18 protein-coding genes and 1 tRNA gene are annotated in these 22,770 nt (G+C 70.7%); 7 read left to right on the forward strand and 12 right to left on the reverse strand.

Annotated elements, in window-relative coordinates:
* The first annotated feature begins 112 nt into the window (after positions 1-112).
* Positions 113-2,293, forward strand: a complete 2,181-nt coding sequence (locus ACWFRU_RS18825) for a type ISP restriction/modification enzyme (RefSeq protein WP_453688312.1) — start codon at positions 113-115, stop codon at positions 2,291-2,293.
* A gap of 754 nt (positions 2,294-3,047) precedes the next feature.
* Here the strand turns inward: ACWFRU_RS18825 and ACWFRU_RS18830 are convergent.
* Positions 3,048-3,121: transfer RNA gene (locus tag ACWFRU_RS18830), tRNA-Pro, on the reverse strand.
* A 108-nt stretch (positions 3,122-3,229) separates the two neighbouring features.
* Here ACWFRU_RS18830 and ACWFRU_RS18835 point away from each other — a divergent pair.
* The 3 genes from ACWFRU_RS18835 to ACWFRU_RS18845 all read left to right on the forward strand — a co-directional run bounded on the left by ACWFRU_RS18835 (position 3,230) and on the right by ACWFRU_RS18845 (position 6,859).
* Positions 3,230-3,766, forward strand: a complete 537-nt coding sequence (locus tag ACWFRU_RS18835) for a DUF309 domain-containing protein (protein ID WP_453688314.1) — start codon at positions 3,230-3,232, stop codon at positions 3,764-3,766.
* A gap of 124 nt (positions 3,767-3,890) precedes the next feature.
* Complete coding sequence (gene cobF, locus ACWFRU_RS18840) at positions 3,891-4,688, forward strand: precorrin-6A synthase (deacetylating) (protein ID WP_453688316.1); 798 nt, start codon at positions 3,891-3,893, stop codon at positions 4,686-4,688.
* 80 nt (positions 4,689-4,768) lie between these two features.
* Positions 4,769-6,859, forward strand: a complete 2,091-nt coding sequence (locus tag ACWFRU_RS18845) for an MDR family MFS transporter (RefSeq protein WP_453688318.1) — start codon at positions 4,769-4,771, stop codon at positions 6,857-6,859.
* On the opposite strand, the gene ACWFRU_RS18850 is transcribed toward ACWFRU_RS18845, so the two are convergent.
* The 7 genes from ACWFRU_RS18850 to ACWFRU_RS18880 form a co-directional block, all read right to left on the reverse strand.
* Positions 6,856-7,626 carry a cobalt-precorrin-6A reductase gene (locus ACWFRU_RS18850; RefSeq protein ID WP_453688319.1) on the reverse strand — a complete coding sequence of 257 codons (771 nt, stop codon included), beginning with the start codon at positions 7,624-7,626 and terminating at the stop codon, positions 6,856-6,858. The two genes, ACWFRU_RS18845 and ACWFRU_RS18850, sit on opposite strands and share 4 nt — an antisense overlap.
* A gap of 57 nt (positions 7,627-7,683) precedes the next feature.
* The gene (locus ACWFRU_RS18855) at positions 7,684-8,436 is read right to left on the reverse strand and encodes a sulfite exporter TauE/SafE family protein (protein ID WP_453688321.1); all 753 of its coding nucleotides are present in this window, start codon (positions 8,434-8,436) and stop codon (positions 7,684-7,686) included.
* 13 nt (positions 8,437-8,449) lie between these two features.
* A complete protein-coding gene (locus ACWFRU_RS18860; RefSeq protein ID WP_453688323.1) occupies positions 8,450-9,967 on the reverse strand; it encodes a long-chain-fatty-acid--CoA ligase in 1,518 nt (505 codons plus the stop codon).
* 97 nt (positions 9,968-10,064) lie between these two features.
* On the reverse strand, positions 10,065-11,252 hold the full coding sequence (locus tag ACWFRU_RS18865; protein ID WP_453688325.1) for a thiolase family protein: 1,188 nt from the start codon (positions 11,250-11,252) through the stop codon (positions 10,065-10,067).
* A 307-nt stretch (positions 11,253-11,559) separates the two neighbouring features.
* The gene (locus ACWFRU_RS18870; protein WP_453688327.1) at positions 11,560-12,783 is read right to left on the reverse strand and encodes an NAD(P)/FAD-dependent oxidoreductase; all 1,224 of its coding nucleotides are present in this window, start codon (positions 12,781-12,783) and stop codon (positions 11,560-11,562) included.
* Positions 12,780-14,249 carry an FAD-dependent oxidoreductase gene (locus ACWFRU_RS18875; RefSeq protein WP_453688328.1) on the reverse strand — a complete coding sequence of 490 codons (1,470 nt, stop codon included), beginning with the start codon at positions 14,247-14,249 and terminating at the stop codon, positions 12,780-12,782. The genes ACWFRU_RS18870 and ACWFRU_RS18875 overlap by 4 nt, the downstream gene beginning before the upstream one ends.
* Positions 14,246-15,718, reverse strand: coding sequence for an FGGY family carbohydrate kinase (locus ACWFRU_RS18880; RefSeq protein WP_453688330.1), 1,473 nt, complete (start codon positions 15,716-15,718; stop codon positions 14,246-14,248). The genes ACWFRU_RS18875 and ACWFRU_RS18880 overlap by 4 nt, the downstream gene beginning before the upstream one ends.
* A gap of 243 nt (positions 15,719-15,961) precedes the next feature.
* Here ACWFRU_RS18880 and ACWFRU_RS18885 point away from each other — a divergent pair, with 243 nt between their 5' ends.
* Both ACWFRU_RS18885 and ACWFRU_RS18890 read left to right on the forward strand, forming a co-directional pair.
* A complete protein-coding gene (locus ACWFRU_RS18885) occupies positions 15,962-16,954 on the forward strand; it encodes a hypothetical protein (protein WP_453688332.1) in 993 nt (330 codons plus the stop codon).
* A 122-nt stretch (positions 16,955-17,076) separates the two neighbouring features.
* Positions 17,077-18,561, forward strand: coding sequence for an amino acid permease (locus tag ACWFRU_RS18890; protein WP_453688879.1), 1,485 nt, complete (start codon positions 17,077-17,079; stop codon positions 18,559-18,561).
* Positions 18,562-18,638: 77 nt separating this feature from the next.
* Here the strand turns inward: ACWFRU_RS18890 and ACWFRU_RS18895 are convergent, their stop codons facing one another.
* From ACWFRU_RS18895 to ACWFRU_RS18910, 4 genes are all read right to left on the reverse strand, one after another.
* Complete coding sequence (locus ACWFRU_RS18895; protein WP_453688334.1) at positions 18,639-19,193, reverse strand: GNAT family N-acetyltransferase; 555 nt, start codon at positions 19,191-19,193, stop codon at positions 18,639-18,641.
* 33 nt (positions 19,194-19,226) lie between these two features.
* A complete protein-coding gene (locus tag ACWFRU_RS18900) occupies positions 19,227-19,964 on the reverse strand; it encodes an SDR family oxidoreductase (RefSeq protein ID WP_453688336.1) in 738 nt (245 codons plus the stop codon).
* Positions 19,965-20,110: 146 nt separating this feature from the next.
* Complete coding sequence (locus tag ACWFRU_RS18905; protein ID WP_453688338.1) at positions 20,111-21,007, reverse strand: NAD(P)H-binding protein; 897 nt, start codon at positions 21,005-21,007, stop codon at positions 20,111-20,113.
* Between the two features lie 5 nt (positions 21,008-21,012).
* On the reverse strand, positions 21,013-22,053 hold the full coding sequence (locus ACWFRU_RS18910; RefSeq protein ID WP_453688340.1) for a saccharopine dehydrogenase NADP-binding domain-containing protein: 1,041 nt from the start codon (positions 22,051-22,053) through the stop codon (positions 21,013-21,015).
* Between the two features lie 82 nt (positions 22,054-22,135).
* On the opposite strand from ACWFRU_RS18910, the gene ACWFRU_RS18915 reads away from it, so the two are divergent.
* Complete coding sequence (locus ACWFRU_RS18915; RefSeq protein WP_453688342.1) at positions 22,136-22,765, forward strand: TetR/AcrR family transcriptional regulator; 630 nt, start codon at positions 22,136-22,138, stop codon at positions 22,763-22,765.
* Positions 22,766-22,770 lie beyond the last annotated feature (5 nt).

Here is a 22,770-nt window from a genome sequence, read left to right on the forward strand (position 1 = left end):
GTCCCACTCCGCATTCGTTAAATCACCACGACCCATACGACCAGCCTGACGCCAACTACCCACCCACGTCAGGAGATCCGAGAAACAGTGCCTAATCGGGTTCGAAAAGCAGATGGGTGCCTTTGCCGTCGCCCAGATGCGCGTGGGACAGATGCTCCGGCACCTCAATGCCCGGGTCCGACTGCGCGATATGCGCCTGCACTTAGCCGACACTCTCGCCGACCCATGGCGCCCCAGTGAACTCTTCGATCGCTACGGCGCCTCGTGGGGGCCTCTACGTGATGACGCCGAGGCAGCCAGCACCATCCAGCGCAACGAACGCATCACCGTCGTCATCGGCAACCCTCCCCATCGCGAACAGGCAGAAGGCCAGGGCGGATGGATCGAAAATGGCTCGCCGGGCCGCGGTGATCCGCCCCTGGACGACTTCCGGCTGCGTGGCGCGGCAGGTGTATACGAGAACAAGCTGAAGAGCCTGTGCACCTACTTCTGGCGCTGGGCCACCCACAAAGTTTTCGACCAACACGACGATCAACGTCACGGTGTCGTCTGTTTCGTCAGCACTGGCGGCTTCATCCGCGGCGCTGGCTTCCAGGGTATGCGCTCCTACTTACGGCGTACCTGCACTGAGGGTTGGGTCATCGATCTCACACCCGAGACCAAGAGGCCCCCGCTCAACAGCCGCTTCTTCCCCGGCGTCCAGCAAGAGTTAGCCATCGCCATCTTCGTCCGCCGACAAGGCGAGCGGCAAGAGGTCTTGGCCCCCGTCCACTACGCGGCCGTTCATGGCACCCGACAGAACAAAGAGGAGCAACTGCATAACCTGCACATCAACGGTCTCGAATGGCTTCCTTCTCGACCTGTTGAGCCTGTACCTTTCACACCCGCCTCGCAGAGCGGCTGGGATAGCTTCCCCGCCCTCACCGAGATAATGCCCTGGTGCAAGCCGGGCATCAAACCCAATCGAAACTGGGTCATCAGTCCCTCACGAGACATACTCCATCGACGCTGGAACCTCCTGACCCAAGAACGCGATCCCGCCACGAAACAGCAACTCTTCAAAGAGACCCGAGACCGCACCTTGGACAAGGAAGCCCTCCAAATCCCGGGTCATCCTCATCCTCCGACTCCCCTGCGTGTCGAGCAGGGCCTCTGTCCTGCTCCCATACGCATCGCGCGCCGAGCCATGGACCGCCAGTGGCTCATACCCGACGGCCGTGTCATCGACCGTTCCCGCCCCGAGCTATGGCAGGCCGACATCGATGGCCAAATTTTTGTAGTCGAGCAGCACACCCAACGCTTGCAGACCGGCCCAGCTCTGCTCTTCACCGCGCTCGTTCCCGACAACGACTACTTCAAGGGAAACGGTGGCCGCGTGCTGCCGCTCCTGCACGCCGACCGAACCCCCAATATCACCCCAGGACTTCTCCCCCACCTCGCCAACTCCTACGGCCTACAGCAAGTCCTCCCAGAGGACTTGCTCGCCTACATCGCCGCTGTCACTGCCCACCCAGCCTTCACTGAGCGGTATGCGGAGGACCTCAACTCACTCGGCGTACGCCTCCCCCTGACCGCCGATCGCGGGCTCTGGCATGAGGCTGTCAGCCTGGGACGCCACATATTGTGGGCCTCGACGTTCGGCACACGCTGCATCAACCCCACCGACAGCCGCCCGGCCGGTACATCGAACTGGTGGCGGCGCCTACGCCCCGAGATCACGTACGCCCGAGAAGTCGCGCCCGAGAAGCTCCCTACGGCCATCAGTTTTGACAGCGAACTTCAGCGCCTTGTCATCGAGGGCGGCATCTTCACTGGCGTCACTCCACGCATGCGCGACTACTCCACAGGCGGGCGCAACGTGCTCGACAGCTGGCTCAGCTACCGCAGCGACCGCACCGCCGGCAAAGTATCCAGTGAACTCGACCGTGAGCGCCCCGAGCGCTGGGAACCCGATTGGAGCCGGGAACTCGTCGAAGTCCTGGCCGTACTCAGGCATCTCACAGCCCTGGAACCTCAGCAGGCAGAGCTTCTCGACCGCATTATCGCCGCCTCCATGATCGACGTCGCTGAACTCACCCGTCGCCATATCCTCCCTGTGCCTGAGCGCGCCCAGCACGCTCACACCGGTCCGGACCATGGCTTTCTGCCCGGCATGGATACAGTCGATGGCCAACCGCCAGGCCCTGTCGAGCGTCTGTCTCTCCCGAACGACCCCGCGGGTACCACGCCGCCCAAGTCGCATTCATCTACACACCGCGTCCCACGCGCTCGGCGGCGTCGCGGCCCGGCCTGACTAATGGAGCCCAACCGAGTTCTAGCGAGAGCCAACCGCCGAAGCTGGCGCTACGTGGCATGTGCCCCACTGCAATGAACGGCCAGGCATGGGGGGCGCGGCAACCCTGCGGAGGGAAAATCCGGGAACGCTGGTTACCCGGATGTTCTCCCCGGACTAAGCCGTCCGTCACAGGCCAAGGAACTTCTGAGCTCGCCAACCACTTCGGGTGTACCAAGCCTCAGACATCAACCACCGGGGCTTGTCCGCCTTGTGTACGACGGACAAGCCGTGCCAGACATCCCACCACACCACTTTGGAGCGTCTCCGTACGGCGCCCTATAGACCCCAACAGCTTCTTGCACCGCGACAAGGGGACCCACTGGAGCAGTCACCCACAGTGGCTATCCCCTCCGAACTGCACCGCATCTCACCCCAGCGTTCAACCTCTGGATGACGTGTGCACCGAGACAGGGAGCCCCCGCAGACATGGGGTCGGAGAAAGCCGTCAAGGGGACGAGTGGGAGCACGACCCCATGACGAGTAATCGGACAAGGGGGCGAACAGCGCGACCCCTTGCCTCATACACCGGACCGGGCAGCGGAGATGCTCCCCGGGAGCGACCGGATCGGGTGACCAGCCGTCGACCCCCGGTTGACGTCGCTCCCAGGCTCCCGCTCCCTGGGAGCACAGGGAGCCGCTCCCCGCTCCCGGGATTGCTCCCGAAAACGAAGTAGGGGCCATCCGAAGATGGCCCCTACCTGCGACGTTTCCGTCGGGACGACAGGATTTGAACCTGCGACCCCTTGACCCCCAGTCAAGTGCGCTACCAAGCTGCGCCACGTCCCGGTGCGCGTGTCCCGCGGTGTTCTGCGTGATCGCGCAGACAGAACTTTACCCCACGTCCGGGGGTGGTCCGCGCCCCCTGCCGGGCGCCTGGCGAGGGACAATCGCCGTATGAGTACCGCACCCCGACCCGATGACCGTGGCCGTGACCGTGACACCGAGGGGCGGGCCCGCAACGCGCGGCCGCGTGACGGTCTCGGGCGGCCCTTGCCGTACGGCACGGAAGGCGTGGAGCGGCAGCCCGAAGGGGTCACGCGCACACCCGAGGAGACGGTCACTCAGGCACAGGCGCTGCTCGACGCAGGGCGACCCTTTCACGCGCACGAGGTCTTCGAGGACGCCTGGAAGTCGGGGCCCGATGACGAGCGTGACCTGTGGAAAGGGCTCGCGCAGCTGGCCGTTGGGCTGACCCACTCGGCCCGCGGCAACCTCACGGGCGGGGCCCGGCTGCTGCTGAGGGGCGCGGGCGCGATCGCCGCGGAGAGGAAGGGGCAGCGGCCGTACGGGATCGACGTGGACGGACTCGTGTCGTGGGCGCGGCAGTTGGCGGAGTCGTTGGAGGCGGACGGATCTGCGGTGGAGGCGGACGGGTCCGCGGTGGACGCCGCCGAGCACGCGCCCCGGCTGCGCGGGGCCGACGGCAAGTGACATCGCGGGGGCGGCCAGATGGGCCGGGGAGCCCCCGGGGGGTGTCCTCGGAGCGGGGCGGTTCCGGCCGGGCCTGGCACGCCCCGCCCGCCCCCGCCCCACGCCCATGCGGCAGACTCTCGGCGTGCGAAAGATTCATGTCATCGGTATCGGCGCTGGCGACCCCGACCAGTTGACCCTGCAGGCCGTCAAGGCTCTGAAGAGCACCGACGTGTTCTTCATCCTCGACAAGGGCGGGGAGAAGGACGACCTCGTCCAGCTACGGCGTGACCTCCTTGACGCGCACCGCGCCGACGGCGGCTACCGCGTGGTCGAGGCACGCGACCCCGCGCGCGACCGGAAGGCGGGCGGCGCGGACTACTCCCCCGCCGTCGGGGACTGGCGCAGCCGCCGGGCGGACATCTACGCGCGGCTGATCGCCGATGAGCTGGGTGCGGACGAGTCCGGCGCGTTCCTGGTGTGGGGCGACCCCGCGCTGTACGACAGCACGCTCGGGATTCTGGAGGAAGTGCTCGACCGGGGTGAGGTGGCCTTCTCGTACGACGTCGTGCCCGGTATCAGCAGCGTCTCCTCGCTCGCCGCCAAGCACCGCACCGGCCTGAACCGCGTCGCGCGTCCCGTGCAGATCACCACCGGGCGCCGGCTCGCCGACCATGGCTTTCCCGAGGGTGTCGATGATGTCGTGGTCATGCTCGACGCCCATCAGGCGTTCCGGCAGTACCACGGCCAGGACGGCGGGGAGGGCGGGGAGGGCGGCGACATGTACATCTACTGGGGCGCCTACATCGGGACCGCCGACGAGATCCTCGTCTCCGGGCCGCTCGACGAGGCCGCTCCGCGCATCGAGGCCCTCCGGGCCGAGGCACGCGAGCGCAAGGGCTGGATCATGGACACCTATCTGCTGCGCCGCAACCTGGACTGAGGGAAGACGGGCGAGCCCCGCGTCACCGGACCGGACCGGCCCCGCATGCACACGCCCGTGCCCGGTGTGAGGGTGACGGTGTGACGACCACCGCCGAGCCCGCCGCCGAGGCCCCCGCGCAGGGGCCGCCCGTCCTCGACAAGCGCCGCCGCAACATCATCTTCGTGACGATCATGCTGGGGATGCTGCTCGCCGCGCTCGACCAGACCATCGTGGGCACCGCACTGCCCACGATCGTGGCGGATCTGGGCGGCGCCGAGCACATGTCGTGGGTCGTGACGTCGTATCTGCTCGCCGAGACCGTGGCCACGGTGCTCGTCGGCAAGTTCGGTGACCTGTTCGGGCGGAAGATCGTCTTTCAGGTCTCGGCGATCATCTTCATCACCGGCTCGTTCCTGTGTGGCCTGTCGACGAACATGACGCTGCTCATCGCCTGGCGCGCGCTGCAGGGCATCGGCGCGGGCGGCCTCATGGTGACGTCGATGGCGTTGATCGCCGACGTCATCCCGCTGCGCGAGCGCGGCAAGTACCAGGGTGCGATCGGCGCCGTCTTCGGGGTGTCCACCGTCATCGGGCCGTTGCTCGGCGGGCTCTTCACCGACCATCTGACCTGGCGCTGGGCCTTCTACGTCAACGTGCCCATCGCGATCGTCGTGGTGATCGCCGCGGCCCGCACGATCCCCATCGTGAAGTCGGCGGTGCGGCCCGTCATCGACTATCTCGGCATCGCGTTCGTCGCGATCGGCGCCAGCGCGCTGATTTTGGCGACGAGTTGGGGCGGCAACCAGTACGCGTGGGGTTCGGGCACCATCATCGCGCTGTTCGTCGGCGGTGCGATCTCGCTCGCGCTGTTCTGCGTGGTCGAGACCCGGGCCGCCGAACCGATGCTGCCGATGCGGCTCTTCGCCAACCCCGTCTTCACGGTCTGCTCGATCCTCAGTTTCATCGTCGGCTTCGCGATGCTGGGCGCGATGACCTTCCTGCCGACCTATCTGCAGTACGTGGACGGGGACTCGGCCACCATCTCGGGTGTGCGGACGCTGCCCATGGTGATCGGGCTGCTCATCGCGTCCATCTTCAGCGGCAATGTGGTGAGCAAGACCGGCAAGTACCGGATCTTTCCCATCGTGGGCGCGCTCGTCATGGCGCTCGGGCTCTATCTGCTCTCGCTGATGGACAACGAGACGAGCACCTGGCTCGAGTCGCTGTACATGTTCGTCCTCGGTGCCGGTATCGGGCTCTGCATGCAGGTGTTGACGATCGCCGTGCAGAACACGGTCGTCTATTCGGATCTGGGTACGGCGACCTCCGGGGTCACCTTCTTCCGTACGCTCGGCAGTTCCTTCGGCACCGCCGTGTTCGGGACGATCTACGCCAACACGCTGAAGCCGAACCTGGAGGACGGGGTCGCGGCGGCGGCGAAGGCCGGGGCCGCCGATCCCGCCGTGGTGGCCAAGGCCGCGCAGAGTCCGGCGGGGCTGCACGACCTGCCCCCGGAGGCGGCGGCGCCCATCATCAAGGCGTACGCCGACACGCTGCACACCGTGTTCCTGTGGACGGTGCCCGTGGCGCTGCTCGGGTTCCTGGTGGCGCTCTTCCTCAAGCAGGTGCAACTGCGGGACAGCGCGCGGATGAGTTCGTCGGACATGGGCGAGGGCTTCGCGTCGCCGACCTCGGGCGGCAGCCCGGACCGGGTGCTCGAACTCGCGGTGGGCAACATCATCCGCAACACGGGCATGGACACCGCCCGTCGGGTCATCCGCGAGTCCGACACCCGGCTCGACATCGCCGGTGCGTGGGCCGTGATGCAGGTGTCGCTCTTCGACCGGATGGTCGGGCACGCCAGTCTGAGCCTGATCGCCGCCCGGCGTCAGCTCCCGGCCGAAGTCCTGGTGCCGGTGTTCGACCGCATGGTCGAGGAAGGCTTCCTCACCCGCTCCGGCCTGCTCTTCTCGCACACGCCCGCGGGAGCACGCGAGGCCGACGTGATCGGCAAGGCGTGGGCCGGGTGGCTGGGCGAGCAGGTGGAGCGGGACAGCGGCCGTCCCGCCGACCAGGACCTCGTCAAGGCCGTCGACGCGATCGCGAAGCGGCTGCTGGTCGAGGACCTGGAGCATGGCCTGGCCCCCGAGCGGCGGCGGCACCTCGCGGTCCCGACAGGCAGCGCCTAGGGGGGTCCTGGGCTGAGGCCGTCCCCCAGGTGTGACAGGACGCTTTCCTCGTCCGGCAGCACCGTCGCGCCCTCCGGCGGCGGCGGGCGACGGACGATCACCACGGGCACCGACAGCGCGCGGGCGGCGGTGAGTTTGGCTGCGGTGGCCGCGCCGCCGCTGTCCTTGGTGACCAGGACGTCGATGCGGTGCTCGCGCAGCAGCGCGGTCTCCCCTTCGACCGTGTACGGACCACGGTCGAGAAGCACCTCGGTGTGGCGGGGCAGCGGCGGCTCCGGAGGTTCCACGGAGCGTACGAGGAAGTGGAGTTGACCCAGGCCCGGCACCGCGGGCGAGTCCGCGAAAGCGGCGAGACCGAGACGGCCCGTGGTCAGGAAGACGCGGCGGCCGAGCGCGGGCAGCAGCGCGGCCGCGTCGGCGAGCGAGGCGGCATCGTGCCAGCGGTCCCCCGGCTCCGGTCGCCAGCCCGGCCTGCGCAGCATGACGGACGGGACGCCGGTGGCCGCCGCGGCCAGGACCGCGTGGTCGCTGATGGTGGCGGCGAACGGATGGGTGGCGTCCACGACGGCGTCCACGTCCTGCTCCCGCAGCCAGGCGGCCAGGCCCTCCACACCGCCGAACCCTCCGACGCGTACGTCACCTTCGAGCGCAGCCGGGCGGGCGACGCGCCCCGCGAGCGAGGTGGTCACCCGGACGCCGGGGCGAGCGGCGAGGGCGGCGGCGAGCCGGCGGGCTTCGGTGGTTCCGCCGAGGACGAGCACATGCATGGCCCCGAGGCTACGCGGCACCGCGCGGCGGGACTCGGCCGGCAGCACTCGGGCGGTTCAGCGCAGCAGCAGTTGGAGGCCGCCGAGCACCGTGGCCCCGATCACCAGGTGCTCGAAGAGACGCTGGTTGATGCGGTGCACCGCGGCCTTGCCGATGAGGGCGCCCGGGATGACGAAGAGCACGAGGGCCGCGTCCAGCAGCAGCGACTGCGCGTCGATCAGGCCGAGGCCCACGCTGAACGGCACCTTCGAGGTGTTGACGATGAGGAAGAACCACGCCGACGTCCCCAGGAAGCTGAGCTTCTGGAAGCCCGCGGAAAGCAGATACATCGACATGACCGGGCCGCCCGCGTTGGCGACCATGGTGGTGAAGCCGCCGAGCACGCCGTAGGAGGGGGCCTTGAGGCGCGCGCCGCGGGACGGGCCCGCCGGTTGAGCCCCTTCTGCGGGAGCCCGGCGCCGCCACACCGTGACCGCCGCCATCATCAGCAGGATCGCCCCGATCGACGTACGCACCACGGCGTCGTCGGCCCACATCAGGAAGACGGTGCCCACCACCACGCCGCCCGCGACGGCCGGGAACAGCCGCCACAGGGTGGGCCAGTGGGCATGCCTGCGGTAGGTGAGGACGGCCAGGACGTCGCCCGCGATGAGGATGGGCAGCAGGACCCCGGTCGACTCGCGCGCCGGCAGAACGGCCGCGAAGACCGCGAGGCTGACCGTGTTGGCCCCGCTGACGGCAGTCTTCGAGAAGCCGACGAGCACCGCGGCCGCGGCCAGCGCGACGAAGCCCCAGAAAGATATGTCCATGCCCGGACGAAACCTACGCCCCGCTGTAGGTGACCCGCAGCTCCCGCTTGAGGACCTTCATGCTGGGGCCGAGCGGCAGCTCGCCGGTGAACTCGACGCGGCGCGGGTACTTGTGGCGGCCCAGGTGCTCCTTGGACCACTCGGTGATGGCAGCGGCGTCGGGGGCCGCGCCCGGGGCCGCGACGACGACGGCGCAGATCTCCTCGCCGTGCACGTCGTCGGGCAGACCGATCACGGCGACGTGCGCGACGTCCGGGTGGCGCATCAGGACCTCTTCGACCTCGCGCGGGTAGACGTTGAAGCCGCCGCGGATGATGACGTCCTTCTTGCGGTCGACGATGGCCAGGAAGCCGTCGGCGTCCTTGGTCCCGAGGTCACCCGTGCGGAACCAGCCGTCGACGACGGCCTCGGCGGTCGCCTCCGGGCGCCCCAGGTAGCCGGAGAAGACGTTGTGGCCCCGGACCACGACCTCACCCAGCTCTCCCGTCGGCAGCAGCTCGATCCGCTCCTCGACGTCGGCCCGGGCGATCTCCACGTCGACGCCCCACAGCGGGTGGCCGATGCTGCCCGCCTTGGTACCGAAGACCGGCTGGTTCACGGAGGCGGTGGGCGAGGTCTCGGAGAGGCCGTAGCCCTCGTAGACGGGTACGCCGAAGGTCTCCTCGAAGCGTTCGAGCACGGCCACGGGCAGCGAGGCGCCGCCGGAGACCGCGAGCCGCAGCGCGGGCAGTTCGGGGGCGGTGGCAGCGGCGGCCACGAGGTTCACATACATCGTCGGCACGCCGTGGAAGGTGTTGACGCCCTCCGCCGCCATCAGTTCGATCGCCCGCGCGGCGTCGAAACGCGGCAGCAGGACGAGCGTCGCGCCCGCGCGCCAGGTCGCGTTCATGGAGACGCTCTGGCCGAACGCGTGGAAGAGCGGGAGCGCGCCGAGCGCGATGTCGTCGTCGCGTACGTCATGGGCGTCGAAGGCGCAGACGGTCGCGTTCATCACCAGGTTGAAGTGGCTGAGCACGGCGCCCTTGGGGACTCCCGTGGTGCCGCTGGTGTAGAAGACGACGGCGGGGTCGTCGGCCTCACGGGTGACGTAGCTGGGCAGCGGCTCGGCCGCGCTCGCCAGGGTCTCCAGTTCACCGCCCTCGCCGAGGGGCAGCATCCGTACGCCAGTAGCGGCGGCAGCGCTCTTGCCTGTCTCGGCCTGGGCGGGGTGGCACAGGAGCAGGGTGGCGCCGCTGTCCCGCAGGACGTGCTCGACCTCCTCCGCGGAGAGCAGGAGGTGTACGGGGACGACGACGCCACCCGCGGCGAGGATCGCGTAGTAGGCGCGGGGGAACTCCGCGGTGTTGGGCGCCATCAGGGCGACCCGGTCCCCCGGCCGCACCCCGAGCCCCACGAGGGCCGCGGCCTGCGTACGGGCCTGCTCCCACAACTCACCGAAGGTGAGGCGCAGTTCACCCTCGACGAGGGCGGTGCGGTCCGGCCAGCGGCGGGCGGGCTCGGCGAGGATCGCGGCGAGGGACAGCGTGGCCATGGGTGGTGCTCCGTTTCCTTGCGTTCCGTGGGCCTTGGGCCTGCGTTCCGTGCGGCCTTGGGCCTGCGTTGCGTGCTGCCTTGAGGAGGGGGTGGGTTCAGCCGCGCTCGACGAGCAGCGCGCTGCCCTGGCCGACGCCCACACACATGGTGGCGAGGCCGCGGGCCGAGCCGGTGCGGCGCATGCGGTGCAGCAGCGTGGTGAGGATGCGGGCGCCGGAGCAGCCGAGGGGGTGGCCGATGGCGATGGCGCCGCCGGTCGGGTTCACCAGCTCCGGGTCGATGCCCAGGGCGTCGACGCAGGCGAGTGCCTGGGCCGCGAACGCCTCGTTGAACTCGGCCTCCTGGAGGTCGCCGACGGACCAGCCGACACGGGCGAGCGCCTTCTGGGTGGCGGGTACGGGCCCGATGCCCATGACGTCCGGATGCACACCCGCGGAGGCGCCCGCGACGTACCGCCCGAGGGATTCGAGCCCGAGGTCGTTCAGGGCCTCCTCGCTGACGAGGAGGAGCCCTGCCGCGCCGTCGTTCATCGGCGACGCGTTGCCCGCGGTGACGGTGCCGCCCTTGCGGAAGACGGGACGCAGGCCGCTGAGCTTCTCGTACGAGGTGTCCTCACGGATACATTCGTCGAGCTCGACGCGGGTGCCGTCGGGCAGCGTGACGGGGAGGATCTCCTCGTCGAAGTGGCCGTTCTTGCGGGCCTCGGTGGCCTTCTGGTGGCTGCGGAGGGCGAAGGTGTCCTGGCGTTCGCGGGAGATGTCGTACCGCTCGGCGACTTCTTCGGCGGTCTCGCCCATGGCGAGGACGCCGTGCAGGTCCTTCATGGCGGGGTTGACCAGGCGCCACCCCAGGCGGGTGTCGGCGGTCTCCATCTTGTGCGGCAGCGCTTCGTCGGGGCGGGGCAGGACGAAGGGGGCGCGGCTCATCGACTCGGAGCCGCCCGCGAGGACGACGTCGGCCTCGCCGGAGGCGATGGTGCGGGCGGCGGCGGTGACGGCTTCCATGCCGGAGGCGCAGAGGCGGTTCACGGTGGCGCCGGGCACGGAGTCCGGGAGACCGGCGAGGAGAGCGGCCATGCGGGCCACGTTCCGGTTGTCCTCGCCGGCCTGGTTGGCGGCGCCCCAGTAGATGTCGTCGATCCGGGCGGGGTCCAGCTGCGGTGTGCCCGCGAGGAGGCCCCGTACGACGGTGGCGGCGAGGTCGTCCGGGCGGACGGAGGAGAGGGTTCCGCGGAGCTTCCCGATGGGGGTGCGGCGGGCTGCGGCGAAGTGGACTGGGCGCACGATACGGCTCCGGATCGTTTGCGGTCGTCGTCTGCGGGGTCACTGCGTGACGGCTCGACATAAATTAGCACTGCTAGTTTTGGAGTGTACGGGCAGCTGGCGCCGGGCGGAAGGGCGGTCTTCTTCCCCAACCCCACCCCTTCCCGAAAACCGTGCCTGCGCCCCGGGCCTACCTGGGGCTCCGCCCCAAACCCCGCTCCTCAAACGCCGGAGGGGCTGGTTTCCCAGCCCGTCCGGCGTTTGAGGACAAGGCCCCCGAGCCGAGCGGGTTTTCGGGAAGGGGCGGGGTTGGGGACAGAGAAAGGCCTTAGCCGACCCTCACCCGCACCGGACCGCCCCCCACATCCACCCTCCCGACCCAACCCCCCGAGAGATACACCCCCTGGTTGGGCAGCACCCTTCGCCGTAGCCGTTGGCGGTGCAAGAGGCGTCCGTCCTGGGTCACCACCAGGAAAGGCCAGGCCACTGCCCCCGCCGTCCGCAGGACGAAGCGGTCGACAGGGGCACCCGGCACCAGCCGGTTCGGCGCCACCCAGCGCAGCGGGGCCTCAGCCACCAGCGGCACCGCGCCGCCCGGCCACCCCGCGCCTCCAAGATGCCGCCGCACCGAACCCGCGACCCGCGCACCCTCCCCCGCCGCCACCCGCGCCGGCTCCACCGCGTGGACCCCGCTGCCCACCGCGAAGACCCCCGGCGACGCGGTGCGGAACGAGGGGTCCACTGCCGGGCCCCGCGTCCCGGGGTCCAGGAGAACGCCTCCGCGCCGCGCCAGCTCGTGGTCGGGGACGAAGTCGCCGGTGAACACCACCGTGTCGCAGGCGAGTACGCACTCCCGCCCGTCGTCCCGCCGCAGCCGCACTCCCGACAGCCGTCCACGGCCCAGGAGTTCGGTCACCGACGCCCCGGTCAACAACGGCACCGAGGGGACCCCGAGGCGCGCGACCGCGGTCCTGCCCAGGCCCACCTGGGCCCGCGCCTCCTCCGTGACGAGCGCGAGGACCTCGACGCCCGCGCGCCGCAGCGCGGTGAGCGCCGCGTAGCTCACCGGCTCCGCGCCGACGACGACCGCGCGGGTCCCGATCTCCTGCCGGTAGATGTTGACCGCCTGCTGCAGCTCTCCCGTGGTGTAGACCCCCGCAGGGCGCGTCCCCGGCACGAGACGTGCCGTCCGCGGTCTCTCCCGCGCGCCCGTGGCGAGGACGACCGCACGCGCGGTGATCTGCTCCAGGCCGTGCGGTCCGGTCGTGTCCACGGACAGCGGCCCGGCCCAGCCGGTGGCGCTCACCCCGGTCCGCACGGCCGCTCCGGCGCCGAGCGCGGCCTCGACGAGGCTCTCCGCGTACTGCGGACCCGTCACTCCCCACCGCCCGAACCCGCCGTGGTGGCAGTGGCGTGGCACCCCGCCGGCCCGCGCCTCCCGCTCCAGGACCTCCACCGTGCCCGCGCCCGAAGCGGCGAGGCGCGCGGCCGCGGCGAGTCCCGCGGGGCCCGCGCCCACCACGAGTACGTCCACACTCCGCTGCCGCCTCATCGCGCCGCCCCCGACTCGCCCCAGCCGTCGAAGAGTTCACGTACGGCGGCCCCGCAGTAGAACCCCTGGCAGCGCCCGCCCCGCGCACGTGTCCGGCGCCGCAGCCCGTCCAGTGAGCCGGGTGGCACGGTGCTGATGAGGGCGTCCCGGATCTCCCCGCGGGTCACGCGCTCGCAGTGGCAGACGATGCTGCCGTACGCGGGGTCGGTCGCGATGAGGTCGGCGCGCTGATAGGGGCGGGGGAAGGCCTCTCCCAGGTTCGGCATGCGCACCGGGTCCAGGGCTTCGGGGGTTGTCAGGTCGAGGCCGAGGTCGTGTTCGGGGTCGGGATCCGCGGTCTCGGCGAGCAGGCCCACGACGTACTCCGCGATCGCCATCGACGCGGTGAGGCCCGTGGAGCGGATGCCGCCGACGGTGATGTACCGCTCCTTCGGTGAGGCGTGGATCTGGTAGTCGTCGTGTTCGGTGGCCGCCCGCAGCCCCGCGTAGATTGCGGTGACCTCCTCGTCGAGGAGCGCGGGCAGGATGCGTCGGCCCTTGGCGCGCAGCCCGGCGAGGCCGTCCTCGGTCGTGCCCGTGGCCCTCTTGTCGTCCAACTCCTCGGCGGTGGGGCCGAGGAGGACGTTCCCGTACACGGTCGGCGCCACCAGCACGCCCTTGCCGAGTGCCGTCGGCACGGGCAGCAGGATGTGGCTGACCAGGTCGCGGGCGAGCTTGTCGAAGACGATGAGCTGGCCTCGGCGCGGGGTCACGGTGAACTCACCGCGTCCGAGCAGCCGCCGGTCGAGTACGTCGGCGTGCAGGCCCGCGGCGTTGATGAGATAGCGGGTGCGTACGACGCCGCGGGGCGTGGTCAGTTCGTGGCAGGCGGGGGCACAGCCGTTCGGCGATCGGGTCGGGACGACCTTCTCCACCGCGCAGTTGAGGTGCAGGTCCACTCCCCCGCGCACGGCCTGGGTGGCGTACGCGAGTGTCGTCGTCCAGGGGCAGATGATCGACTCGCCGGGGACGTCGAGAGCGCCCAACACGCTCTCTCCCAGGTGTGGTTCGCGGGACCTCACCTCGTCGGCGTCGATGATGCGGGCCTCGTCGTAGCCGTTGCGTTCCGCCTTGCGCAACAGGCCCGGCAGCGCGGCCAGTTGCTCCTCGTCCCAGGCGATGAGCAGCGCCCCGACGGGTTCGACGGGGATACCCGACGCGGCTGCGTAGGCGCTCAGCAGGCGGCTTCCCTCGCGTACGAGGCGGGCTTCCAGGGAGCCGGGCACGGCGTCGAAGCCGGTGTGCAGGATCGCGGTGTTGGCCTTCGACGTGCCGTCGCCCACGTCGCCGGAGGCTTCGACCAGGGCGACGCGGAGGCGGGGGTGCCGGGCGAGCTCCCTGGCGATGGCCGTGCCGACCACCCCGGCGCCGACGACGGTCACGTCGTAGGGCTCGGACGGCATAGGGCCCTTGGTGGTGACGCTCATGACGAGGGGGCGGGCGCGCGGTCGAGCAGGGCGTCGACCGCCGAGCGGAACCCCCCGAGGCGCTCGGCGGCCCGCGTGGCGTCGATCTTCGGCTCGTACACGGCGGCGGGCTGCCACCGGGGGACGGCGTCCCGCACCGTGAGCTTCGGGTCGAGGCCCATACGGGCGACCGCCCCCACACCGAGAGCGGTGACATCGGGCAACGCCGATACCTCCACGGGGAGTTGGAGGAGGTCGGCCTGGGTCTGCATCAGGAGGGCCGAGCGCGTCAGGCCACCGTCGACGCGCAGGCTCGTCAGAGGCTCGCCCAGGTCGGCGGCCACGGCGTCGGCGAGGGAGACCACCTGGGCCGCGACGCCCTCGCACAGGGCGCGGACCAGATGGCCGGGGGCCGTGTCGAGGCCGAGTCCGGTGATCGAACCGCGCAGGTCGCCGCGCCACCAGGGCGCCGCGAGCCCGGCGAGCGCGGGCACGAAGGTGACACCGCCCGCGTCCGCCACCGACGAGCCGACGAGGTCGAGGTCCGCCGCTCCTTCGATCACGCCGAGGTCCGTGAGCCAGCGGACGGCGGACGCGGCCGTGTAGACCTGCCCGTCGAGGCAGTAGCTGCTCTCCCCCGCGAGACGCCAGGCGAGGCAGCTGACCAGGCCGGATTCCCCGCGGCGCGGGCGGGTGCCGGTCTGGGCGAGCAGGAAAGCGCCGGTGCCGTAGGTGCACTTGGCGGTGCCCGGCTCGGTCACGTCCTGGGCGAGCAGGGCGGCCTGCTGGTCGACGAGGAGGCCGGTCAGCGGGAGTTCGGGGCCGAAGGCCTTCGTGGTGCCGACCGGGCCCGCCGCGTCGACGACCTGGGGCAGTCGCTCGTCGGCGAGGCCGAAGACGTCAAGGGCGCGTGGCGCCCACGTGGCGTCGTCCAGGTCGAGGAGCTGGGTGCGTCCGGCGGTCGCCGCGTCGGTGACGAACGCGCCGGTGAGCCGGTGGACCAGCCAGGCGTCGCTGGTGGTGACGACGCCCTCCCGGGTGAGGTGGCGGCGTATCCATGCCATTTTCGGGGCGGCGAAGTAGGGGTCGAGGGGGAGCCCTGTCAGGTTCCTCAACTCGTCTGCGTACGGGGCGAGTTCCGTACAGAGCGGCTCTGCCCGGCGGTCCTGCCAGACGATCGCCTCGGTCAGCGGGCGGCCTGTGGCGGGGTCCCACGCGAGCACCGTCTCGCCCTGGTTGGCGAGGCCGACGGCGGCGACCGGCTCCCCGGCGTCCGCGAGGGCGCGGCGCCCGGCGTCGACGACCGAGGCGAGCAGCGCCGCCGGATCGACCTCCACCCGGCCGCCGGGGAGGTGGCGCGGGCGTACGGGCGCGGCGCCGGAACCGATCACCCCGCGTTCCGGGCAGAGGACGAGAGCCTTCGTGCCGGACGTGCCCTGGTCGATGGCGAGGACAGCCTCGCCGCGCGGTCCTCCGCCGTTGGTGATCACCGCGGAAGCCTGCTACAGCGCCCGGGAAGGCGTCAAGAGCCCCCTTGTCGGTCCGCCTCCGACTGACTTTTTCTCAAATTGCCAACCGGCGCGCCGAGTTGTTGGCAATTCGATCCCAAAAGATCCACGAACCGCCCTGCAAACGGAAGTTACAGATCTACACTGACCGCCGAACAAACAACATCACTCCCGCACACGCCAGTTCAGCCCCTGCCCGCCTCACTCTGCCCCCACAGAGGATTCATGCCCACTCCGTCAGGCCGCCCCGTGTACCACCCGGCGGGCCACGACGAACAGTTACGCGCCGTGCTCCAGGACCTCAAGACGGGTCGCTGGGTGTCGACGCGCAACCTGCTCGACTCGACCCCCGACTGGGGTCTCTGGACGCAGCGCACCCAGATCCTCGCCGCCGCCGTCGCCGGTTCCGACGTGGTCAGGGCCTGGCAGGCCGAGGAGCCGCACAGCGCCGCGGCATCCGTCCTGCACACCAGGGTCCTGGTCGAGCGGACCCTGCGCGCCCATCGCGCCGGGCATCGCCACACCAACGAACTGTGGCGCGAGGCGGCAGCGGCCTGCGGAGCCATGATCGACGCCTCTCCCGAGGACCCCGTGCCCTGGGTCTGCCTGCTCGCCCTCGCCCAGCTCGACAGGGGGCAGCGCTGGGACGAACACCGGGTGCCCGCCCCCGAGCCGATGCTCTTCCCCGGCCCCTGGCACCTCCTCGCCGAGGCCGACAAGCGGGACCCCGGCAACCGCGAGGCCTACCACCGGATGCTGCAGTTCGCGTACACCCGGCGCCCCGGCGGCCCGCTCACCGAAGCGGTCAACTTCGCCCACTGGGCGTCCGGTTCGGCGCCCACGGGCTCCGCGCTGCACGTCCTGCCCCTCTATGTGCGCGTCGAGCGCTACCGCAAGGACGGCGGCGCCGAACACGCCCTGGACCTGCACTGGATCGGCGAGGACGCGACCCGCTCCGCCCTGCGCGCCCTGCACCTGTGGTTCGAGCACACCCGGCCCGCGGCGACCTCGCTCCTCGACCTCAACCACGTCGCCCACGCGTTATGGGGCGCCCACCAATTCGCCGACGCGGCTCGGGTGTTCGAGGTGCTCGACCCCTTCTACACCGTGGCGCCCTGGACGTACCGCACCCGCTCGCCCGGTGACGCCGACGCGGCCGCCGAGGCATTCACGCAGGCACGTACGCGCTGTCTGAGCGCCGTACGGGACCCGGGCTGAGCACCCTCCTCGGCACGGTCCAGCGAAATCAGCACCACCAGCTCCCCGGTCCACCGCTCCCCGACGGAGGTACATCCGTGTCCCGCACCACCTGGTCGAGTCCCGACTCGACCGCGGCCCCTATGCCCGACGAGGAACAACGACTCAGGGAGCTCGGTTACCAGCCGGTCCTGGCACGTCGGATGGGCGGCTTCGGCAACTTCGCCATCAGCTTCTCCGTCATCTCCATCCTCTCCGGCTGCATGACCCTGTACGGCTTCGGGCTCGGCACCGGCGGCCCGGCCGTGATGCTCTGGGGCTGGGCGGGCGTCGGCCTCTTCGTGCTCTTCGTGGGCATGGCGCTCGCCGAGGTCACCAGCGCCTACCCGACGTCGGGTGCCCTCTACTACATGGCCGACCGGCTCGGCGGGCGACGCTGGGGGTGGTACACGGGCTGGCTGAACCTGCTCGGCCTGCTCGGCGCCATCGCGGGCATCGACTACGGCGCCGCGCTCTTCTCCGGGGCGTTCCTGAACCTGAAGTTCGGCTTCACACCGACGCCGGAGAAGACCTTCCTGCTCTTCCTCTGCATCCTGCTCCTGCACGCCGTCCTCAACCTCTTCAACGTGCGTCTGGTCAGCCTGCTCAACTCGATCAGCGTGTGGTGGCACGTGGCCGGTGTCGCCGTGATCGTGGGCGTCCTCGCGATCGTGCCGGACCACCACCAGTCGCCCGGTTTCGTCTTCGGCGAGTTCGTCAACGACACCGGCTGGGACAACCCGCTCTACGTCACCGCGATCGGTCTGCTCCTGGCGCAGTACACCTTCTGCGGGTACGACGCCTCCGCCCACCTGTCGGAGGAGACCTCCAACGCCTCGGTGACCGCGGCACGCGGCATCGTGCGCGCCATCTGGGCCTCCTGGATAGCCGGTTTCGTGCTCCTTGCCGGTCTGACGTTCGCGATCCAGGACTACGCGGGCACCCAGAACACCGAGACCGGGGTGCCGCCGGCGCAGATCATGATCGACGCCATCGGTGAGTCCGGCGCGACGGCCCTGCTGCTCATCGTGATCGTCGCGCAGCTGTTCTGCGGCAACGCCGAGACCGCGGCGGCCAGCCGGATGGTGTTCGCGTTCAGCCGCGACAACGCGCTGCCCGGCTCGAAGGTGTGGCGCAAGGTCAGCTCCCGTACCCAGGTGCCGGTGCCCGCCGTGTGGCTCTCGGTCGGCCTCGCCGCCGTCATCGCCCTGCCGTCGCTGTACTCGACGACCGCGTACACCGCCGTCACCGCCATCAACGTCATCGGCATCACGCCCGCGTACGCCATCCCGATCTACCTGCGGCTGCGGGCGGGCGACCGCTTCCAGCCGGGCCCGTGGAACCTCGGCCGCTGGAGCAAGCCCATCGGCTGGATCGCGGTGATCTGGGTGGCGTTCGTGACGGTCCTGTTCTGCCTGCCGCAGGCCTCACCGGTGACCGTCGACACGATGAACTACGCGTCGATCGCGCTGGTCGTGGTGCTGACCCTCGCCACGGTGTGGTGGTTCGTGGCGCGGCGCTCCTACAGCACGCCGTCGGCGTACGGGTCGGAGCGGGAGCAGGCGGAGATCGCGGAGGACATCGTCTAGACGCTTGCGCTTCTGGATGCCCGCACTTTGTTCACTTTGTTCACCTTGTTTGGACGGCCGCGCCCCCTGAGATCGCCTCAGGGGGTGCGGTCGTTCAGGATCCGCTGGAAGAGCCGGTGGTCGCGCCAGGCGCCGTTGATGTGCAGGAACTTCGGCGCGACCCCGAACTCCTCGAAGCCGCACTTGGTGAGGACCCGCTGCGAGGGCACGTTGTCGAGGAGCGTGCCCGCTTCGACGCGGTGCAGGCCCAGCTCGGTGTCCGCGAAGGCGCAGGCCTGCTCGACGGCGGCGGTGGCGAGGCCGCGCCCGACGTGGCCCACGTCGATCCAGTAGCCGAGGTTCCCGCTGCGCAGCGGGCCGAGGACGATGTTGGACAGGGTGACCGAGCCGACGATGTCCCCGTCAAGGTCAAGCACCCAGGGTGCCGTCCGCCCGGCCCGGCACTCCTCTAGTTGGGCGCGGAGCCGGGCCGACTGCGCCTGGCGGGTGAAGTAGTCCTCGGGTCTGCTGGGTTCCCATGGCTCCAGATGCGCGCGGCTGCGCAGCCGGGCGTGCGCGAGACCTTCGGCGTCCTCCTGCCGGGCGGGGCGCATGACGACGTCCGGGGTGATGCGGGCGGATTCGGTGATCATGCGCCAAGCCTAGGGAACGTGCCGGACACGGGCTCACCTTCCGCCGGCGACCCGCAGGATCGTCCCGGTCGCGTAGGACGCCTCGGTCGAGAGCAGCCATGCGACGGCCGCCGCGATCTCCTCGGGGTGGCCCGAGCGTCCCAGGGGGATGCCTCCCGCGAGCTTCGCCGGACGTTCCGGGTCCGCGTGGAACTCGGTCCAGATCACACCGGGCGCGACCGCGTTGACGCGGATGCCGTCCGCCGCGACCTCCTTGGACAGGCCGACGGTCATCGTGTCGACGGCGCCCTTGGCGGCGGCGTAGTGGACGTACTCGCCCGGGGCGCCGAGGGTGGCCGCCGCGGAGGAGATGTTCACGATGCCGCCGCCGGCGCCGGTCCGCTTCATGTCGCGGATCGCGCGGCGCGCGCAGAGCAGATAGCCGAGTACGTTCACTTCGAGCGCGCGGCGCATGGCGGTGACGTCGGCCTCCGCGAGGGGGCCCACCGGGGCGCCGATCCCGGCGTTGTTCACGAGCCCGGTGACCGGGCCGAGTTCCGCGGCCGCGGTCTCGAAGAGGCGGTCGACGTCCGCCTCGTCGGCGGTGTCCATCCGGACGGTGAGGCAGCGGGCGCCCGCCTCGCGGACTTCCGCGGCCACCTTCTCGGCGGCCTCGGCGTCGGAGTAGTAGCCGAGAGCGATGTGGTGGCCGTCCTTGGCGAGGCGCGTGGAGATGGCCGCGCCGATGCCGCGGCTGCCGCCGGTCACTACCGTGACGGGGTGGTGCTGCACGTTTCCTCCAAGGGCGGGGTCGGGATTGGGGTCGGGTTTGGCATGGTTGCCGTTTGATCGATCATTCCCCAATGCCGCCCCTTCCCGCCTGTGACATTGGCGGCTCCGCCGAGTTCGTCCTCAAACGCCGGACGGGCTGGATAGATTCAGGCGCGACGGCCCCGCACGAACTCCCGCAGCGTCCCCGGCGCCCTCCCCCCGAACCGCTCGATCGCCTCCGTCACCTGGTACAGCTCGTGGTGCGAGCCGATCAGGCGGAACAGTTCCCACAGCTTGTCCAGGTGGGCCACCACGTGGGCGTCCCCGTACAGGGACATCGCGCGCTCGCGCCACTCCTCCGGCGGCATGTCCACGTACTTCAGGCCGCCGCCGTACGTCTCCACGGCCTCCCCCACGTTCAGAATCTGCCCGGTGAGCAGCACCACGGGATCGGGACACTCGGGCAGCGGATCCGCGAGGAGGCCCGCGCCGACCCGCGCCACGTCCTCCCCCGCGATCAGCGGAAGCACCGTGTCCAGGGGGCCCAGCGGCATCGCGAGTTCGCGTCCGCCGCCCGCGCGCACCAGGAAGTCCAGGTTCTCGAAGAAGACCCCGGCGCGCAGGTGCACCGCCCCGATCCCCGCCCAGTCGAAGACCTCCTCGGCGACCCAGTGCTGCCGCATCCGTGGCGTGCCCGCGTCCGGGGCCGCCGCCAGTTGGGACACCTCGACGACGCGTTCGAGGCCCTCGCGCCGGGCTGCGGCCGCGAAAGCGCCGGTCGCCTCCAGCAGGCCGTCGGTGACCGGATAGGTGAAGAAGGCGCGGCGCACGCCCCGTACCGCCGCGAGCACGTCCGTGATCTCGCGCAGATCCCCGACGACCACCTCCGCGCCCATCTTCCGCAGCCCGTCGGCGCGGTCGTCGTCGGTGCGCACGAAGGCGCGTACGGCCTGGCCGCGGTCGAGCAGCAGCCGCACGACGTGGCGGCCGGTGGAACCCTGCTGCCCTCCCGCGGCGCCGGTGACCAGGATGGGCTCGTTCGTCGTCGATGACGTCTGTGGCATCCCGCTCACGCCTCCCCGCGTCGCAGCGTGAGCGTGAACGCGCCCTGGCGTTCCAGATCCCGCAGGAACGGCTCCGCCGAGAACGCCTCGCCGGGGGCGAGGACCCCGGTCTTCGTCGGGCCCCTTCCCTCCGCGATCCGCACCGCGCCCTCCACGGAGGCGAGCGCTCCGGCCCGCCACAGGTCGTGGCCCGTCAACTGTCCCGCCGCGCTGCCTCCTTCCCACATGGCCTGGACGGCCACGGTGAAGTCGGTGGCCGCGCGTTCCGCGGCATCGATGTGCTCGCTCTCGAACGCCTTCTCGGCCTCGAATGCGCTGGTGCTGAGCATCAAGTCGACGGCCCGGACGGGGACATGGCGTGGCACCGTCACGACCTCGCTCGACGGGAACGGGGCGATCATCGAACGCGGGCCGAGCGGGGGCGGGAAGGGGAAGACGGCGTTGCGGGGCTCGACGTAGCCCGCGTGCAGGGCGCCGTCGTCGAAGGTGAGGCGTTCGGTCTCGGCGAAGAGGTGGGTCGCGGTGTTCTTGGCGCCCGTGGTCAGCCGCCAGCCGTTCACCGCGTACGCGACGACGATCCGGTCGATGCCCGCGATGCCGTCCGACACCGCTCCCGCCAGGAGGTCGCCGAGGCCGCCGTAAAAGCTGAGGGCGGGGATCATGACGGCGCCGGTGCGCTGCGCCGTGGCCTGCGCGGTGTCGAAGACGCCTTTCACGTGGTGGGGTTCGAGTGCGTGGTCGATGTAGTGGCAGCCCGCTTCCGCCGCCGCCGCGGCGACGGGAGCGCCGGTGACCGCGAAGGGTCCCGCGCACTGGATGAGTACGTCGGCGGCGGCCATCACCTCGCGCAGGGCCGTCGTGTCGTCCACGGAGGCGGTGCGGGTCCGCACCCGCTGCCCCGCGTCCAGTTCGTCGGCCAACGCTTGTAACGCCTCGGTGTCGCGGCCGACCAGGAGTAACTCCGCCTCTCTGGCGCGGAGTTCGGAGGCCACGAGGCGTCCGGTGTGACCATAGGCTCCGTAGATTGCGAAGAGCGGCTTTGTCATGCTCAACTCGCTTTCATACCGAAGGTATGCAACTGGTGCGGAACCTACGTACCGTGAGTATGTCCGTCAAGAGGAGCCGATCGTGATCCCCCCAGCGCAGTCAGCGCGATCACCTGCCCGCCGTACACAGGCGGAACGCTCCGACGCGACCACCGCGCAGCTGATCGCGGCGGCGCAGCGGCTCTTCGGCCGGGACGGGTACGCGACGACCTCGATCGTCGCCGTGGCGGCCGCCGCCGGGGTCACCAAGGGCGCGGCCTACCACCACTTCGAGGGCAAGGCCGCCCTCTTCCACGCGGTGTTCGTCCGCGAACAGGAGCAGATCGCGGCGGAGTTGGAGCGCGCCGCGGCCGAGGAGCCCGACGCCTGGTCCGCACTGCGGCGCGGCTGCCGGCGCTTCTTGGAGCACTGCCTCGACCCCGGCTTCCGGCGGATCGTGCTGCTCGACGCGCCCTCGGTCCTGGGCTGGGAGACGGTCCGCGAGGTCGAATACGCCCATACGCTGCGGGTGTTGACCGGCGGGATGCGCGCGGCGGCAGCCGCGGGCCACTTCGGTGACGGAGATCTGGGCGTGCGCTGCCAGTTGATGTTCGGCGCGCTGTGCGAGGCGGGCATGCTGCTTGCCCGCTCGCCCGACCCGGCCTCCGCCCTCACCTCGGTGACGGCGGAGGCCGAACGACTGCTGTCGGCGCTGGGCGCGCCGGGGAAGTAGACCTC

It is taken from the genome of Streptomyces sp. NPDC055099, from assembly GCF_053607685.1.

Bases quoted from the DNA above. Each gene is read 5' to 3' on its own strand.
- ACWFRU_RS18895 (WP_453688334.1), bottom strand. From the start codon at position 19,193: ATGATCACCGAATCCGCCCGCATCACCCCGGACGTCGTCATGCGCCCC.
- ACWFRU_RS18875 (WP_453688328.1), bottom strand. From the start codon at position 14,249: ATGAGCGTCACCACCAAGGGCCCTATGCCGTCCGAGCCCTACGACGTG.
- ACWFRU_RS18825 (WP_453688312.1), top strand. From the start codon at position 113: ATGGGTGCCTTTGCCGTCGCCCAGATGCGCGTGGGACAGATGCTCCGG.
- ACWFRU_RS18870 (WP_453688327.1), bottom strand. From the start codon at position 12,783: ATGAGGCGGCAGCGGAGTGTGGACGTACTCGTGGTGGGCGCGGGCCCC.
- ACWFRU_RS18885 (WP_453688332.1), top strand. From the start codon at position 15,962: ATGCCCACTCCGTCAGGCCGCCCCGTGTACCACCCGGCGGGCCACGAC.
- ACWFRU_RS18910 (WP_453688340.1), bottom strand. From the start codon at position 22,053: ATGACAAAGCCGCTCTTCGCAATCTACGGAGCCTATGGTCACACCGGA.
- ACWFRU_RS18905 (WP_453688338.1), bottom strand. From the start codon at position 21,007: ATGCCACAGACGTCATCGACGACGAACGAGCCCATCCTGGTCACCGGC.
- ACWFRU_RS18850 (WP_453688319.1), bottom strand. From the start codon at position 7,626: ATGCATGTGCTCGTCCTCGGCGGAACCACCGAAGCCCGCCGGCTCGCC.
- ACWFRU_RS18860 (WP_453688323.1), bottom strand. From the start codon at position 9,967: ATGGCCACGCTGTCCCTCGCCGCGATCCTCGCCGAGCCCGCCCGCCGC.
- ACWFRU_RS18855 (WP_453688321.1), bottom strand. From the start codon at position 8,436: ATGGACATATCTTTCTGGGGCTTCGTCGCGCTGGCCGCGGCCGCGGTG.
- ACWFRU_RS18835 (WP_453688314.1), top strand. From the start codon at position 3,230: ATGAGTACCGCACCCCGACCCGATGACCGTGGCCGTGACCGTGACACC.
- ACWFRU_RS18890 (WP_453688879.1), top strand. From the start codon at position 17,077: ATGCCCGACGAGGAACAACGACTCAGGGAGCTCGGTTACCAGCCGGTC.